The following is a 13,793-nucleotide window of genomic DNA, read 5'->3' as shown; positions in this document are numbered from 1 at the left end:
CCCGGTGCGGCCGGGTGAGCCCACCACCCGGCTGGGAACCCGGCTCAGCGCTGCTGCCGGGCGTCCAGGACGCGGGCGAGCTCCAGCCGCGACGACACGTGCAGCTTGGCGTAGACGCGGGACAGGTAGACCTCGACCGTGCGCGGGCTGTAGTGCAGGGCGGCGGCGATGTCCCGGTTGCGCATCCCCTGCTGCACCAGCCGCGCCACGTTCTCCTCGGCCTCGGTGAGCAGCCCCGGTGCCTTCGACCGCGCTCGCGGCACCTTGGCGCCCAACGCCCGCAGGCGCGTTCCCGCCCGGCGGCGCAGACCGTGGACGCCGAGCCGCTGGAACGTCGTGTACGCCTGCACGAGCGCCGGCACCTCGTCGCCGGTGACCTCGCCGAGGGCCAGCTGCGCACGGGCCTTCTCGAACTCCAGCCCGCCCAGCGCGGCCTCGGCCACGGCCTCCCGCACGGGGTCCGGATCGCGGTGCACCAGGCCGGTGACTCGCCGCAGGGTCGTGCGCGACCACGGTGACACCCGCTGCGACGAGACGGCGGTGAGCCGGTCGAGGGTGTCGAGCGCGCTGTCCGTGCGGCCGCGGTCCAGGTCGAGCTCGATGGTGCGCGCGACGAGGACGCACGAGTAGGGGGCCTCGAACCGGTCGCCGACGTCGGTCAGCAGCAGCGCGCAGGCGTCCTGGACGGCACCGCGGGCGACGAGGTGGTCGGCCAGCGCGATGGTGTGCAGCCGCGCCATGTTCACCGACCCCGGCGCGGGCAGCTCCGCCAGCCGCGCGGCCACGTCCAGCTCGCCGCGCCACGTGCGGATGGAGAGCTCGACCGCCTGCAGCACGCCCAGCGCCTGGTCGGCCCGCGCGGCCTCGACGTCGGCCCGCCAGCGGCCGATGCCGTCGAGCGCCGCGTCCCAGCGCCCGCCGAGCCAGTCGAGCATCACGCGGGCGGAGGCCCGTTCGGCGCGGAACCCGTGCGAGCCCACCTGGTCGACGAGCTCCTCGGCCCGCCGCAGCCGCCACGACGCGTCGTGCACCAGCCCGGTCAGCGCGCTGGTCGAGGCGCACACCGACAACGCCTGCAGCTCCAGCATCGGCTGCCCCGCGCTGCACGCCAGCGCGCGGTTCGCGTACTCGACCGTCTCGTCGTGGCGGAACAGCAGCGACGTCAGCATCGCGAGGTGCTCGTTGACGATCACGCCCTCGGCCGGTGAGCCGACCGGCACCGCCGCGACCCGCGCCACCTCGGCCGCCGCGTCCGCGTGCCGCCCGGTGTGGACGAGCAGCACCGCGCGCTGGGCCTGCAACGTCGCGGGCGCGCCGGTGCCGGCCACCTCTCGGTCGGCCAGCTCCATCGCCTCGGCAATGCGCCCGACGGAGAACAGCGAGGAGATCACGGCCGTGGCGACGCGGGCGCGTTCCGTCCCCGCCGGCAGGGTCTCCAGCGCGGCCAGGCCGGGACCGACCGCGAGCGCGGGCCGGGACGCCCGCGCGAGCACCCTGCACTGCAGCGCGAGCAGCTCACCGCGTTCGGGTGCGTTGTGCGGCAACAACTGCAGCGCCCGCCCGCACAACGCGGCCGCCGTCTCGGGTGCCGTGGACCGCGCGAGCCCGGCGGCCTCGGCGAGCACCGCGACCGCGGCCCGGTCACCGGGCGCGGCGGACTCGGCGAGGTGCCACGCGAGCTGCAGCAGGTCGACGGGCAGGCCCTGCGCGCGGTCGTCGAGCAGCCGCGCGGAGATCAGGCTGTGCAGGTGGCGGCGCTGGGCAGGGCCGACCTCGTGGTAGAGCGCCTCGCCGACCAACGCGTGCGAGAACCGGTACCCGCGCTCGTCGTCGTGCACCACGATGTGCGCGCGCAGCAACTCGTCGAACGCCTCGACGACCGTGAGCTCCGGCAACGACGCGACCCTCGCCAGCAACGGGATCTGGTCGAGCCGCACGCGCCGGAACACCGACACGGCCCGCGCGACCACCCGCGTGTCGTCCTCCAGCGGCGCCACCCTGCGCAGAACGGCCTCCCGCCGGGTCAACCGGATCGCGTCCGGCGGCACGGACAGCCGCACCCGCCCGCCGTCGAGCGCCACCAGGTCGAGCTCCCGCAGCGACCGCGCGATCTCGGTGACGAAGAACGGGTTCCCGTCGGCCCGCTGCTGGACCTCCCTGGCCAGTGCCTCGTCCACGGGTGCCTGAAGCACCGCCGCCACGATCCGCGCGACGTCCGCGTCCGGCAGCGGGGCCAGCTCGATCCGCACGACCTCCGCGTGCTGCTCGACCCGGTCCAGCAGGTGCTCCGCCCCCGGCTCGCCGACGTGCGACCGGCTCGCGGTGACCAGCACGAGCGGGGCCGCCGCCACCCGCCGCAGCACCAGCCCCAGCAACGCCAGCGAGTCGTCGTCGACGTGGTCGAGGTCGTCGACCAGCAGCGCCGCGGGCCGCGCGGCGGTGAGCTCGGTCAGCAACCGCACGACCTGGTCGCAGGCGCGCCCGAACCAGGCACCGGAGTCGTCGGTGACCTCCAGCGCCGCCAGTGCTTCCGCGTGCGCGCCGACGGCCGGCGTGCCGGTGCCGGGGTCGAGGCTCCGCACCGCGGCGAGCACCGCGCCGTACGGGATGCGCTTGCCCAGCACGTCGGAGGCGGAGGTGAGGACGCCGCAGCCGCGTTCCCGCAGGCGGCGGGCGAGCTCGGTGAGGAGGCTGGTCTTGCCGATGCCCGGTTCACCGGTGATCGCCACCGCGACCGTGCCGGTGGCCGGGGCGTGCTCGACGCAGGTCAGGACGGCGTCCAGCTCGGCGGCGCGGCCGAAGAACCGCGGGGTGGCGCGCAGCGGAGTGTCGGGGATGACGGCCTCCTGGGTCGGGCAGGGCTGCTCCGCAGTGTTCCACGGAGGCGGGACGGCGGGTGCGATCCGGTTGCGGGGCCGGGTGCACGGGGTAGGAAGGGGGTATGGATCCGGTCAAGGCGTTGAAGCAGGTGGCCTTCCACCTCGAACGAGCGGGCGAGCCGACCTACCGCGTCCAGGCCTTCCGCAACGCGGCCGCCGTGCTGGCCGAGCTCACGCCGGAGGACGTCGAGGAACGCGCGCGGCTCGGCACGCTGACCGACCTGAAGGGCGTCGGGAAGTCCACCGCCGGCGTCGTCGCCGACGCCCTCGCGAACCGGGAGCCGCGGTACCTCGCCAAGCTCCGCCACGTCGACCTCACCGGCGGCGAGGAGCTGCGGGCGCGGCTGCGGGGCGACTGCCACGTGCACTCCGACTGGTCCGACGGCGGCAGCCCGATCAGGGACATGGCGGAGGCGGCGCGCGACCTCGGGCACGAGTGGATGGTGCTGACCGACCACTCGCCGCGGCTGACCGTCGCGAACGGACTGTCGCGGGAGCGGTTGCTGAGGCAGCTCGACGTCGTGGCGGAGCTGAACGCGGAGCTGGCGCCGTTCCTCGTGCTGACCGGGATCGAGGTCGACATCCTCGACGACGGGTCGCTCGACCAGGACGACGACCTGTTGGAGCGGCTGGACGTCGTGGTCGCGAGCGTCCACTCGAAACTCAGGATGCCGCGCGCGGAGATGACCGAGCGGATGCTCACGGCCGTGGCGAACCCGCACGTCGACATCCTCGGCCACTGCACCGGACGGCTCGTCGTCGGCAAGGGGCGGCCGGAGTCGCAGTTCGACGCCGAGCGGGTGTTCGAGGCGTGCGCCGAGCACGGCACCGCGGTGGAGATCAACTCACGGCCGGAGCGGCTCGACCCGCCGCGGCGGCTGCTGTCGCTGGCGGTCGACGCCGGGTGCACGTTCTCGATCGACAGCGACGCGCACGCGCCCGGCCAGCTGGACTGGCTGAGCTACGGCTGCGCGCGGGCGCAGGAGTGCGGGGTCGACCCGGACAGCGTGATCAACACCCGACCGGCAGCGCTGCTGACAGCCGGGTGAGGTGCTCGTAGCAGGACACCGGCGGACCGGTGCCGCGCGGCACAGCTCGCACACCGGTTCCGGGTCCCAGGCGCCGACCAGGTCACGCGCCGGTTCCACCGCCCCGTCGCGCGCCGGTCGGGGTGCCCAGCGCGTACCGCTACACCGGCAACGGCCTCATCCGGTCCGGCATGTGCGCCCGCAGCGCGTCGTGCAGCGACGACACCCCGGCGGCGTCCAGCACCAGGGAACCACCGGCGCAGGCCAGCTCGGCCTCCCCGGTCCGCTGGTCCGGCACGTACGTGAGCTCCACGTCCGGCACCGAGCACGACTCGGCCGCGCGGATCGCGACCAGCAGCTCCGACACCCGCTCGTACCCCAGCCGCGTGCTCCACCGCACCGCGGCCGGGGGACGGACGAACAACCGGAGCCCTCCTGCGGCACGGCGAACTTCCACGCACGTCAACACCGCTGCACCCTTCCTGCAACCCTGTTTCACGGCGAGACTAGCCACGACCGCGCCGCATCAGATGCCGCCATCACCCGTTCGGTTCACCGGCAGCAGGGCTTCTCGAACTCGGAATTCCGTGCGGTGGAGAAGTCCTCCACCAGCGGGACTCCGGTCGGGCGGCGTCGCCGGGCTCGCGGACGAGCGTCCGGCGGAATGTCGCGTCCTGGGGCGAAGCGGAAAAACCATCTGCACCCGAAGGAAGCATGCCCTCGCGGTCCACGGGTGATGTCGCGATGCGCGGACAGCACGCACGTCATCACTCCGAGTGACCGTCCGAAGTGGACTAAGCCCGATGTGTAACACCGGGAGCGACGGGTACTCACCCTTCGACGACCCAATCTGAGGAGGAGGTTTCGTGACCACCATTGAGAAGTCGGTGGACGTCCACGTGCCGGTGAGCACGGCGTACAACCAGTGGACCCAGTTCGAATCCTTCCCGGCGTTCATGGACGGCGTCGAGAAGATCGACCAGATCACGCCGACCAGGACCCACTGGACCACGAAGATCGGTGGTGTCGTCCGCGAGTTCGACGCGGAGATCACCGAGCAGCACCCCGACGAGCGCGTCGCGTGGACGGCCGTCGAGGGCACGCCGCAGGCCGGTGTGGTCACGTTCCACCGGATCGACAACGACACGACGCGGGTGCACGTCCAGATGGAGTTCACCCCGGAGACCATCACCGAGAAGGCCGGAGCGGCGCTCGGCGTCGTCGGCCACCGGGTGGAGGGCGACCTGAAGCGGTTCAAGGAGTTCATCGAGAACCGCGGTGTCGAGACCGGAGCGTGGCGGGGCGACGTGACGCCGCCGCCCCAGGTCTGATCGTGGTGCCCGTTGACGCCAGACCAGCACGCGGCGTTCGAGGAGCTCGCCCGCACCGCCCGTGACTCGTCGCGCTACTACGCGCTGCGGGACCGGCTTGTGCGCGAGTACCTGCCGCTCGCCCGGCACATCGCTCGCCGCTTCAGCGAACGCGGCGAGCCGATGGAGGACCTCGCCCAGGTGGCGGCGGTCGGGCTGATCAACGCCATCGACCGGTTCGACGTGGGCCGGCAGACGGACTTCCTGTCCTACGCCGTGCCCACGATCACCGGCGAGGTCCGCCGCCACTTCCGCGACCAGTGCTGGGCCGTCCGCGTGCCCCGGCGCCTGAAGGAGCTGTGCGACTCGATCGACGGGGCCACCGCCGAGCTGTCGCACCGTTCCGGGCGGTCTCCCACCCCCTCGGAGATCGCCCGGCACCTCGGCGTCGGGCTCGCGGACGTCTACGAGGGGTTGCGCGTCGAGAAGAACGTCGCGGTCGCCCCGCTGGAGGCGCTGCAGGACAACTCGGCGGACGACCCGGCACTGGAAGGCGTGGAGATCCACGAGGCCCTGCAGCCCATGCTGCGGGGCCTTCCCCGTCGGGAACGCACGATCGTGGTGCTGCGGTTCTTCGGCCGGCTCACCCAGACGGAGATCGCCCGCAGGGTCGGCATCTCCCAGATGCACGTCTCGCGGCTGCTGACGAAGTCGCTGGAACAGCTGCGCAACGACCTGCTGGCAGACGAGTGACGTGGGCGAGCGGGAACGCCCGTCCCTGGTGATACTGACGGGATGACCCGGTTGCGGTGGCCCCAGAAGCTGGCGATCGGCACCGGCGCCCTGCTCGCGCTGTGGGCCGTCGCCGGCTTCTTCGTGACCGGTTTCTCGCCGTTCGCCACCGAGACCGGCACGTGGGTGCTCGGCCTGCGGGTCAACCCGCTGCAGAACGCGCTGCACCTCGTGTTCGGCGTCGCGCTGCTGCTGTCGTTCCGCAACCTCAGGGCGCTGAGCGGCACGGCGTTGCTGGTGGCAGCGGCACTCCTGGTCACGTTCGGCCTGGGCACGGCCCGCTACGACGAGCAGGTCGTGAACGTGCTGAACGTCAACCCCGGCAGCAACGTGCTGCACCTCCTCGCCGGGTTCGCCGCACTGGCGGTGGCGCAGGGCGCGGTCTGGTGCCGCCGGTGCGACCGCGCCCCGCGGCTCAGGAGGTCCTGAGCCGGGGCCCGCGGTTCAGGGCGTCCTGAGCAACCGCAGCACCGCCCGTTCCGGGTCGCCGCCACCGATCACCGTGCCGCTCTCGAACGCCTCGACCAGGCGCGGGTCCACGTAGGACTTCCGCGCGACGGCCGGGGTGTTGCCCAGGTGCTCGGCCACGTCCTTCATCACCGCGCTGATGGCCCGCTTGGTGGGCTTGCCGCGCTCGCGCAGCGCCTCGGCGAACGCCTTGGCCGCGGCCACCGTGGCGTGCCAGGTCCGCAGGTCCTTGACCGTGAACTCGTCGCCGACCAGCTCGCGGAACCGCTCGTTCACGTCGTAGGCGGTCATGTCGAACACACGGCAGTCCGGGGTCCGGTCCCTGAGCAGCGTCCGGACGGCGCGGGCCAGCTGCGGGTCGGTGATCTCCTCGTCGACCTGCACGCCGTGCTTGGCCGGGAAGCGGAACCTGACCCGGTCGCCGCGCACCTGGAGGTGCTCGCAGAGCAGCGTGGCCACGCCGTGGCTGCCGTTCTCCTCCGCGTACTCCTCGTGGCCGACGCGGAAGACGCCGAGGTCGAGCATGCGCAGCGCGATGGCGAGCAGGCGGGTGCGGCCGCGCTTCCTCATGTCGGCGACGATCTGCGCGCGGAACTTCGGCAGCTTCGGGGCCAGCTTCAGGACGCGGTCGAACTTCTCCGCGTCCCGGTTCGTGCGCCACTGCTCGTGGTAGAGGTACTGGCGCCGGCCGGCGTCGTCCACACCGATCGCCTGGATGTGCCCGTTCGGGTGCGGGCTGATCCACACGTCCCGCCACGCCGGCGGGATGACCAGGGCCTTCACCCGCGCGACCTCGTCGGGGCCGAGGGGCTCGCCCGCGGTGGTCGCATAGCGGAAACCCTTGCCGTGACGACGGCGGGTCCAGCCAGGACCTGCGGTGTTGCTGCGGCGGAGTCTCACCTGGACACCTCGTGGTTGATCAGCATGGGTGCCGGGTACCCGCTCGCCGATGAAAGATGACTGCGCCGTCGGTGTGGAACGGGGGTTCCTCCTCGTCGACCCCTGGTCACGGCGGCCGGTGGCACTCGCACCGCGGGCTGCACGCGCACGTGGGGGTGCCTTCGACGGCGGCGGCGCCGGAGGCGTCGAACGCGCTGCGGCCCTGGTCGCCGGCGCTGCTGGTGCACTCGTCGCACCCGCGCTGCGCGAACGCGGCGCGCTGTCTACTGTGGAGCGCCAGATCGACTGGCTGCGGCACAACGGCTGCGGAGCCGCATGCCGTCGCTCCGACCCCGAGTCCCCCGTGGACATGCTGATCGCCCGAACGCGTGAGGAAACCTGATGCGCCTCCCTGCTCCCCGCGGCCACATGAGCGCCGCGCTGGTCGCCGCACTCCGCTCGGCACCGGGGCCGCGACCGGCCCTGCTCGTCAGCGGCGGCACCAGGGAGCCCGCGGCGGACGACGACCTGCAGCTGTCGCTGTGGATCTGCTACGAGCTGCGCACCCGGAACTTCGACGACGTGCACCCGGCCTGGGACGACCACCCGGCGGCGGCCCAGTTCCTCGCCGTCCTGGAGGCCCGCTGGGAACAGGGCCTGCGCGCGCTGGAGGAGACGACCCCGGCGGTGCCGCTCGACCCCGCCGCACGGGCCGAGCTGCGCAAGCACCACGCGTTCTGGCACCCGCGCCGCGAGATGCGCTCGGCCCTGCGCGACCTCCACGGCGACGCCTACGGCTCCCGCGACGAACGCACGCACTCGGTGCTGTTCACCGTGACGCTGCGGGACCTCGACTGCGGCACCGGCGTCGACGACATGCCCGTCGCCACCCTGGCGCTGGCCAACGCGCTGAGCCTGTTCGGCCTCCACCGGCGCCTCGTCGGCGCACTCGTGGGCTTCCTGACGGCGGTCGACACGATCGGCGGCGACCCGTTCGCCCAGCTGCTGCCCGTCCAGTGCCCGCCGGACGACGTCCGGCTCGGCTTCACGGCGTGCCACGAGCTGCACGCCCGGCTCGTCCAGCACGTCCACACCGCCTGTGAGGCAGGCCGCTCTTCCCTGCGGGGCCGCTGGCTGCTCACCAGGGGCCGCGTTAACGTGGGATGCTGAACGCCGCGAAAGGAGCAAGCGTGCCCGACCCCACCACACTGGCCACCGTGGTAGTCGACCGGATCGCATCCGACGTCGTAGTGCTGCACGTGGCCGGGGAGCTCGACACCACCAGCTCGAGCGAGCTCATCGCTCCGCTCGACACGCACGTGGTGGACGCGAACCGGGCGGTGGTCGTCGACCTCGGCGGCGTCCGCTTCCTCGGCTCCGCCGGCCTCGAGGCCCTCGTGCTCGGCCAGCAGCGCGCCGGCCGCACCGGCGTCGAGTTCGTGCTGGTCGCGTCCACCCGTGCAGCACTGCGGCCGATCGAGGCGACCGGGCTGGACACGGTCTTCACGATCCTGCGGTCCGTGGACGAGGCGGTGGAGCGCTACTCGGCCTGAACCTCGCACCCGGCCACCGCGTCCGGGAAACGCCTTCGCGCGCTGGACCGCCGGCACGTGCCCCCGGGTGGTCGTGCTGCTGTGTTCCCGGGGGTGGTGAGCGTGCTCACCGGACCGTTCCACCAGGTCAGTCCTGGCCGATGTCCTCGAACCACAGCTCCGGCTGCTCGGCGATGAACCTCGTCATCATCTCGACGCACGCCGGGTCCTCGACCACCGTGATCCCGACCCCGTGCTCCGCCAGCCAGTCGTGCCCGCCGGAGAACGTCGTGGCCTCCCCGATCAGCACGTTCGAGATGCCGAACTGCCGCACCAGCCCGCTGCAGTACCAGCACGGCGACAGCGTCGTGACCATGGTCGTCCCGCGGTAGCCGCGCTGGCGGCCGGCGTTGCGGAAGGCGGAGGTCTCGGCGTGCATCGAGGCGTCGCCGTCCTGGACGCGGCGGTTGCGGCCCCGGCCGAGCAGGCGGCCGTCGCCGTCGAAGAGCGCGGCGCCGATGGGTATCCCGCCCTCGGCGAGTCCCGTGCGCGCCTCTTCGACGGCGACGGCCAGCATGTCGGAAGCAGCGGTCATGCCGTTCAAGCTACTTCGTCTTGAACAGTTTCACCGTCATCGACGTGCCCGACTGCTTGGTCACCCGCAGGCCGACGCCGACGGCGGGCAGCTTCACGCCCGCGTTGGGCTGCTCGGCGAACCAGTACTGCCTGGTGTCGTCGAACACCGGCTGGGCTGCGGCACCGCGGACGTAGGACGCCTTGCCGTTGACGTGCAGCGTGAAGGAGTCCGACTTCTGCAGCGAGAACGGCGCGTCGTAGCCGCCGATGGTGGGCGACCAGCGCTGGCCTTCGAGGTTGTAGAGCGGCGCCGGGTTGGCGTCGATCGGCAGGACCAGGCCCTCACCGGGGTGCTCGCTCACGTTGTTGTCGAGGTAGTACGTGTTCCACAGCGAGACGAGCAGGCCGTCCTGGTACGGGAAGTGCTCCACGAGGTCGGGCCTGTCCGGGAAGCTGTACCGGTACGGGCCGGTGCGGTTGTACTGGCCGTAGGACTCGTAGGTGCGGTTCGACGCGATGTAGAACTGGTCGAACGCCTTCGTCTCCTTGCCCTCGGTGGTGCGGAAACCGCGCGTGGTCCACACCCCGGCCGTCTCGCCGCCGTCGGTCAGCACCGGGGTGCCGTCCGCGACGACCGTGATCTGGTCGGCGAAGAAGCCCTGCGGTGCCAGCGCTCCGTCGGTGCGGTAGGCCAGGCGCAGCTTGGTGTTCTTGCCGGCGTAGGCGTCGAGGGGGACGGTGATGTCCACCCACTGGCCGCCGGACGAGCCGCTGACCGCGGGGGCGTTGCCGGAGTCGCGCGCGAACGGCTGACCGCCGGCGGTGCCGTCGAGCTGGGTCCAGCTGCCGTCCGCGTTGGACGCTTCGACGTAGAGGTAGTCGTAGTCCGCCTCGATGTCGTAGCGGGCCTTCAGCGACAGCGACGCCGTGGTCTTGCCGCGCAGGTCCACGGGCGCGGTCATCGAGTGGTCGAGGTCGTTGCCCTTCTCGCTCCACCACATCTTCGTGCCCGCGAACGGGGCGCCGTAGTCGAACGACCTGGAGATGTCCGGCAGCACGACCACCAGCCCCTGGGCCTTGGCGGTGTTGTACTCGTGCGGGCCGAGCTGGAACGTGCGCTCCTGGCCCGCGACGGCGATCTCGTAGTCGAGCCAGCCCAGCTGCAGCTTGTCCCACGCGGAGAACTCGTTGGCGCGCTCACCGGTCGCCTCGCCGGGAGCGTTGACCCGGTTCTGGCCCATGATCGACCACCAGTTGACGCCGTTCGTGCCGCCGTTGGTGTCGTAGTGGTCGGGCAGACCGAGGTCGTGGCCGTACTCGTGCGCGAACACGCCGACGCCGCCGTTCTCGGGCTGCACGGTGTAGTCGCCGACCCACAGGCCGGTGTCACCGATGGGCGCGCCGCCGAGCTTGTTGGTGCCGGGGCCGGAGTTGTAGTTCTTGAACGCGTAGCCGCGGTGGCTCCACAGCGCGTCCTCGCCCTGCCACGGGTCACCGTCGGCCTGGTCACCACCGGCGTGCACGATCTGGAAGTGGTCGATGTAGCCGTCGGGCTCGTTGAAGTCGCCGTCGGAGTCGTAGTCGTAGCGGTCCCACACGTCGTACTCGCGCAGCGCCGCCGTGATCTGCTCGGTGGTCTCCCCTGCGGCCTTGCGGTCGGCGACCCACTGGGTGACGGCGTCCTTGATCAGCTCGCGGGAGTTGTTGCAGATGTTGTCGCCGCACGGGTAGCCGTTGCTGCGGCCGTAGCGCGCCTCGTTGTAGCGGACCTTCACCCAGTCCGTGACGAGCCCGTCGACCGTGTAGCGGCCGGAGGACTGCCGGTCGTAGAAGTTCGCGACCGAGTTGGCGTCCTTCGCCCGCGAGAAGTACAGGTCCTGGAAGTACTGCCGGCTGAAGTCGGGCCGCCAGATCGTGGTGTTGTCCACGGCCCTGTCCGGCTCGGGGATCTGGTTGCGCAGCGGCCCGTCGAACCGCACCGGGCCCGGGGTGTTCGGGTTCGTGTCGCGGTCGGGGTAGTCGGGGTGCCGCTCGTCGCCGAACTCCGCCAGAACGACGAAGACCTTGTCGGTCTTCTCCCGCTTGAGCTCGACGTACTGGTCCTTCGCCTGCTTCTTGCCGACCTTCGCCACGGTGCTGGCACCGCGCTTCTCCGCGGTCACCTCCCCGGTCAGCACCTCGGCCAGCGCCTGCTGCTTCAGCGCACGCCGCTTGAGCTCCAGCTCGTGCGGCTGCTCGTCGCTCTGCTGCCGCACCTGCGCCTCGGGCCGCTCGACCGGCGTCGCGACGGCCGGGACGGCCAGGCCGGTCGTCAGCACCGCGAGCGCCGCTGCTCCCGCCAGTGTTCTTCGCACGTAGGTCCCCTCCTCGGAATCCGGAGGGCGACGCTACGTAGTTGGCCTGCCGCCCGGCACGTCCGAAAGTCGGTTGTCGGACCCGGGACCACATGCTGAACGTCGTCTCAGCGAGTTGCCAGGCGCCTCTCAGCTTCCTGTGGCTTGATGGACGTACCGGAAGTGGAGGGGCCCATCGTGATCGGCTTCGTGCTCGGCTGGCTGCTGACGCTGTTCATCCTCGTGATGATCGCCAGGATGGTCGTCGACTGGGCGGTGGCGCTGCGGGCGCGCGGCGCCTGGGTGCCCAAGGTGCAGCGGGTGGCGTACGCGGTGACCGAACCGGTGCTGTCGCCGGTGCGCAAGGTGCTGCCCCCGGTGCGGTTCGGCGGCTTCGGGTTGGACCTGGCGTTCACGGTGGTGTTCATCGCGGCGCTGGTCCTGCGCTCGATCGTGTGGTGAGGACGCCGGGGTTGAGCACCCCGGCGGGGTCGAGGGCGGCCTTGGCGGCGGCCAGCGCCGTCCCGAACACGTCCGGCCGCTGACGGGTGTACCAGGGCATGTGGTCGCGCCCGACGGCGTGGTGGTGGGTGATGGTGCCCCCGGCGCCGCTGAGCGCCTCGGACACGGCGGCCTTGATCTCGTCCCACTGCTGCCGCAGGCTGCCCCACCGCCCTGGCGCGTAGATGCCGTAGTAGGGCGCGGGCCCGTCCGGGTGGACGTGGGTGAAGCGGCACGTCACGATCCCGGCCCCGCACACCTGCCTGAGCACGGCCGTCGCCGCTTCCGTGACGGCCGCGTGCAGGTCGGCGAACCGGTCCCACGTGCAGGCCGTCTCGAACGTCTCGGTGATCATCGCGTGCTGCGCCATCGCATCGCGCTGGTAGGGCATGCGCAGGAACGACGCCCGCCACCTCCGCGCCGTCCCCTCGACCACCTCCCCGCCCGCGCAGAGCTCCAGCGCCCTGGCGAGCTGCGCGTCCACGGGGTGGTCGGCCGACTCGAACGCCAGCACGAGCACAGACCTGCTCGACCCGGCGTTGAGGAACGCCTCCGCCGGGTCGAGCAGCCGGCAGTTCGCCGGCCGCAGCCCGGACTGCACGACCGCCCGCACCGCCTCGACCGCCTGCCCCCAGTCCGCGAACCGCACCGACGCGCCGGCCCGGTGGACCGGCGGGGCCTGCAACCGCAGCCACGCCTCGGTGATCACGCCGAGGGTTCCTTCCGAGCCGAGGAACATCCGGTCCGGCGACGGCCCGGCCCCACTGGCCGGCACCCTGAGCGACTCGCTCGTTCCCACCGGGGTCACGACCCGCAGCGACTCGGTGAAGTCGTCGATGTGCGTGGTCGCCGTCGCGTAGTGCCCACCCGCGCGCGTCGCGAGCCACCCGCCCAGCGTCGAGAACTCGAAGGACTGCGGGAAGTGCCGCAGCGTGAGCCCGTGCGGCTTGAGCTGCGCCTCCAGCTCCGGCCCGAGCACCCCGGCCTGGACCCGCGCGGCCCGGCTCGTCGGGTCGACCTCCAAGACGCGGTCCAGGTTCCGCAGGTCGAGCGTCACCACGGGCGCGTCGATGTCCCGCGGTTCCACGCCACCGACGACCGACGTGCCGCCGCCGAACGGGATCACGGCGATGCCGTTGCTGCCGCAGTGGTCCAGCACGTCCACGACGTCCTGCTCGGTGCGCGGCCTTGCGACGGCGTCGGGAATCGGGCCGATGTCGCCGGCCAGGTTGCGGACGACGTCGCGGTAGGCCTGGCCGCGGGCGTGGGTGAGGCGGTCGACCGGGTCGGTGGAGCACAGGTCCGACGGCGGGACGCGGGACGGCGGGAGGTCGAGGTCCGCGGGGTCCGGTGGTTCGTGGAACGTCAGGTCCGCGTCCGGGAGCACGGCGCGGACCCGGTCGACCAGCTGCTGCCGTTCGGCTGGGGTGACGGAGTCTTCGACATTGCCCCAGCCCCACCACGACCTCGTTGCCATGGCGAGCAACGGTAAGCA

At 72.2% G+C, this 13,793-nt stretch carries 14 protein-coding genes; 8 read left to right on the top strand and 6 right to left on the bottom strand.

Translation table 11 applies throughout. The features are described from left to right. Nucleotides 1-44: 44 nt before the first annotated feature. Complete coding sequence (locus tag ACZ7CF_RS27030) at nt 45-2,822, bottom strand: ATP-binding protein (protein ID WP_470371059.1); 2,778 nt, start codon at nt 2,820-2,822, stop codon at nt 45-47. A gap of 119 nt (nt 2,823-2,941) precedes the next feature. Here ACZ7CF_RS27030 and ACZ7CF_RS27025 point away from each other — a divergent pair, with 119 nt between their 5' ends. Beyond that, on the top strand, nt 2,942-3,928 hold the full coding sequence (locus ACZ7CF_RS27025; protein ID WP_360392505.1) for a PHP domain-containing protein: 987 nt from the start codon (nt 2,942-2,944) through the stop codon (nt 3,926-3,928). Nucleotides 3,929-4,067: 139 nt separating this feature from the next. On the opposite strand, the gene ACZ7CF_RS27020 is transcribed toward ACZ7CF_RS27025, so the two are convergent. Then, nucleotides 4,068-4,331, bottom strand: a complete 264-nt coding sequence (locus ACZ7CF_RS27020) for a hypothetical protein (protein ID WP_360392507.1) — start codon at nt 4,329-4,331, stop codon at nt 4,068-4,070. Between the two features lie 442 nt (nt 4,332-4,773). Between ACZ7CF_RS27020 and ACZ7CF_RS27015 the strand changes: the two genes are divergently transcribed. From ACZ7CF_RS27015 to ACZ7CF_RS27005, 3 genes are read left to right on the top strand one after another with little or no spacing between them, the layout of a single operon-like run. Further along, a complete protein-coding gene (locus ACZ7CF_RS27015; RefSeq protein WP_360392510.1) occupies nt 4,774-5,238 on the top strand; it encodes an SRPBCC family protein in 465 nt (154 codons plus the stop codon). A gap of 12 nt (nt 5,239-5,250) precedes the next feature. Beyond that, nucleotides 5,251-5,970 (top strand): SigB/SigF/SigG family RNA polymerase sigma factor, encoded by a 720-nt coding sequence (locus tag ACZ7CF_RS27010; RefSeq protein ID WP_360392512.1) that lies wholly within the window; start codon nt 5,251-5,253, stop codon nt 5,968-5,970. A gap of 42 nt (nt 5,971-6,012) precedes the next feature. Further along, nucleotides 6,013-6,438 carry a DUF4383 domain-containing protein gene (locus ACZ7CF_RS27005; RefSeq protein ID WP_360392515.1) on the top strand — a complete coding sequence of 142 codons (426 nt, stop codon included), beginning with the start codon at nt 6,013-6,015 and terminating at the stop codon, nt 6,436-6,438. Nucleotides 6,439-6,453: 15 nt separating this feature from the next. On the opposite strand, the gene ACZ7CF_RS27000 is transcribed toward ACZ7CF_RS27005, so the two are convergent. Further along, on the bottom strand, nt 6,454-7,377 hold the full coding sequence (locus ACZ7CF_RS27000) for a DNA topoisomerase IB (protein WP_360392518.1): 924 nt from the start codon (nt 7,375-7,377) through the stop codon (nt 6,454-6,456). Nucleotides 7,378-7,426: 49 nt separating this feature from the next. On the opposite strand from ACZ7CF_RS27000, the gene ACZ7CF_RS26995 reads away from it, so the two are divergent. The 3 genes from ACZ7CF_RS26995 to ACZ7CF_RS26985 are packed head-to-tail and all read left to right on the top strand — an operon-like array spanning nt 7,427 to nt 8,909. After that, nucleotides 7,427-7,759, top strand: a complete 333-nt coding sequence (locus tag ACZ7CF_RS26995) for a hypothetical protein (protein WP_470370871.1) — start codon at nt 7,427-7,429, stop codon at nt 7,757-7,759. Then, nucleotides 7,759-8,526 carry an iron-containing redox enzyme family protein gene (locus ACZ7CF_RS26990; RefSeq protein WP_360392523.1) on the top strand — a complete coding sequence of 256 codons (768 nt, stop codon included), beginning with the start codon at nt 7,759-7,761 and terminating at the stop codon, nt 8,524-8,526. The genes ACZ7CF_RS26995 and ACZ7CF_RS26990 overlap by 1 nt, the downstream gene beginning before the upstream one ends. Nucleotides 8,527-8,546: 20 nt before the next feature. Further along, nucleotides 8,547-8,909 (top strand): STAS domain-containing protein, encoded by a 363-nt coding sequence (locus ACZ7CF_RS26985; protein WP_360392526.1) that lies wholly within the window; start codon nt 8,547-8,549, stop codon nt 8,907-8,909. Nucleotides 8,910-9,036: 127 nt separating this feature from the next. Here ACZ7CF_RS26985 and ACZ7CF_RS26980 read toward each other — a convergent pair whose 3' ends face one another. Next, nucleotides 9,037-9,483, bottom strand: a complete 447-nt coding sequence (locus ACZ7CF_RS26980) for a nucleoside deaminase (protein WP_360392528.1) — start codon at nt 9,481-9,483, stop codon at nt 9,037-9,039. A gap of 10 nt (nt 9,484-9,493) precedes the next feature. Beyond that, on the bottom strand, nt 9,494-11,818 hold the full coding sequence (locus ACZ7CF_RS26975) for an immune inhibitor A domain-containing protein (protein WP_360392531.1): 2,325 nt from the start codon (nt 11,816-11,818) through the stop codon (nt 9,494-9,496). Between the two features lie 147 nt (nt 11,819-11,965). Between ACZ7CF_RS26975 and ACZ7CF_RS26970 the strand changes: the two genes are divergently transcribed. Next, nucleotides 11,966-12,259, top strand: a complete 294-nt coding sequence (locus tag ACZ7CF_RS26970; protein ID WP_360392534.1) for a YggT family protein — start codon at nt 11,966-11,968, stop codon at nt 12,257-12,259. On the opposite strand, the gene ACZ7CF_RS26965 is transcribed toward ACZ7CF_RS26970, so the two are convergent. Further along, nucleotides 12,222-13,775, bottom strand: coding sequence for an FAD-binding oxidoreductase (locus ACZ7CF_RS26965; protein WP_470370870.1), 1,554 nt, complete (start codon nt 13,773-13,775; stop codon nt 12,222-12,224). The genes ACZ7CF_RS26970 and ACZ7CF_RS26965 overlap by 38 nt on opposite strands. Between the last annotated feature and the right edge of the window lie 18 nt (nt 13,776-13,793).

This window comes from Lentzea sp. NPDC036955, from assembly GCF_055608005.1.
Note: the sequence above shows the minus strand (reverse complement) of the source record. Positions and strands in the feature narration are given on the sequence as shown.

What these genes read in the sequence shown, in the direction of transcription:
- ACZ7CF_RS26980 (WP_360392528.1), bottom strand. Translation starts at nt 9,483, where the DNA reads ATGACCGCTGCTTCCGACATGCTGGCCGTCGCCGTCGAAGAGGCGCGC.
- ACZ7CF_RS26970 (WP_360392534.1), top strand. Translation starts at nt 11,966, where the DNA reads ATGGACGTACCGGAAGTGGAGGGGCCCATCGTGATCGGCTTCGTGCTC.
- ACZ7CF_RS27005 (WP_360392515.1), top strand. Translation starts at nt 6,013, where the DNA reads ATGACCCGGTTGCGGTGGCCCCAGAAGCTGGCGATCGGCACCGGCGCC.
- ACZ7CF_RS27025 (WP_360392505.1), top strand. Translation starts at nt 2,942, where the DNA reads ATGGATCCGGTCAAGGCGTTGAAGCAGGTGGCCTTCCACCTCGAACGA.
- ACZ7CF_RS26965 (WP_470370870.1), bottom strand. Translation starts at nt 13,775, where the DNA reads ATGGCAACGAGGTCGTGGTGGGGCTGGGGCAATGTCGAAGACTCCGTC.
- ACZ7CF_RS26990 (WP_360392523.1), top strand. Translation starts at nt 7,759, where the DNA reads ATGCGCCTCCCTGCTCCCCGCGGCCACATGAGCGCCGCGCTGGTCGCC.
- ACZ7CF_RS26995 (WP_470370871.1), top strand. Translation starts at nt 7,427, where the DNA reads ATGAAAGATGACTGCGCCGTCGGTGTGGAACGGGGGTTCCTCCTCGTC.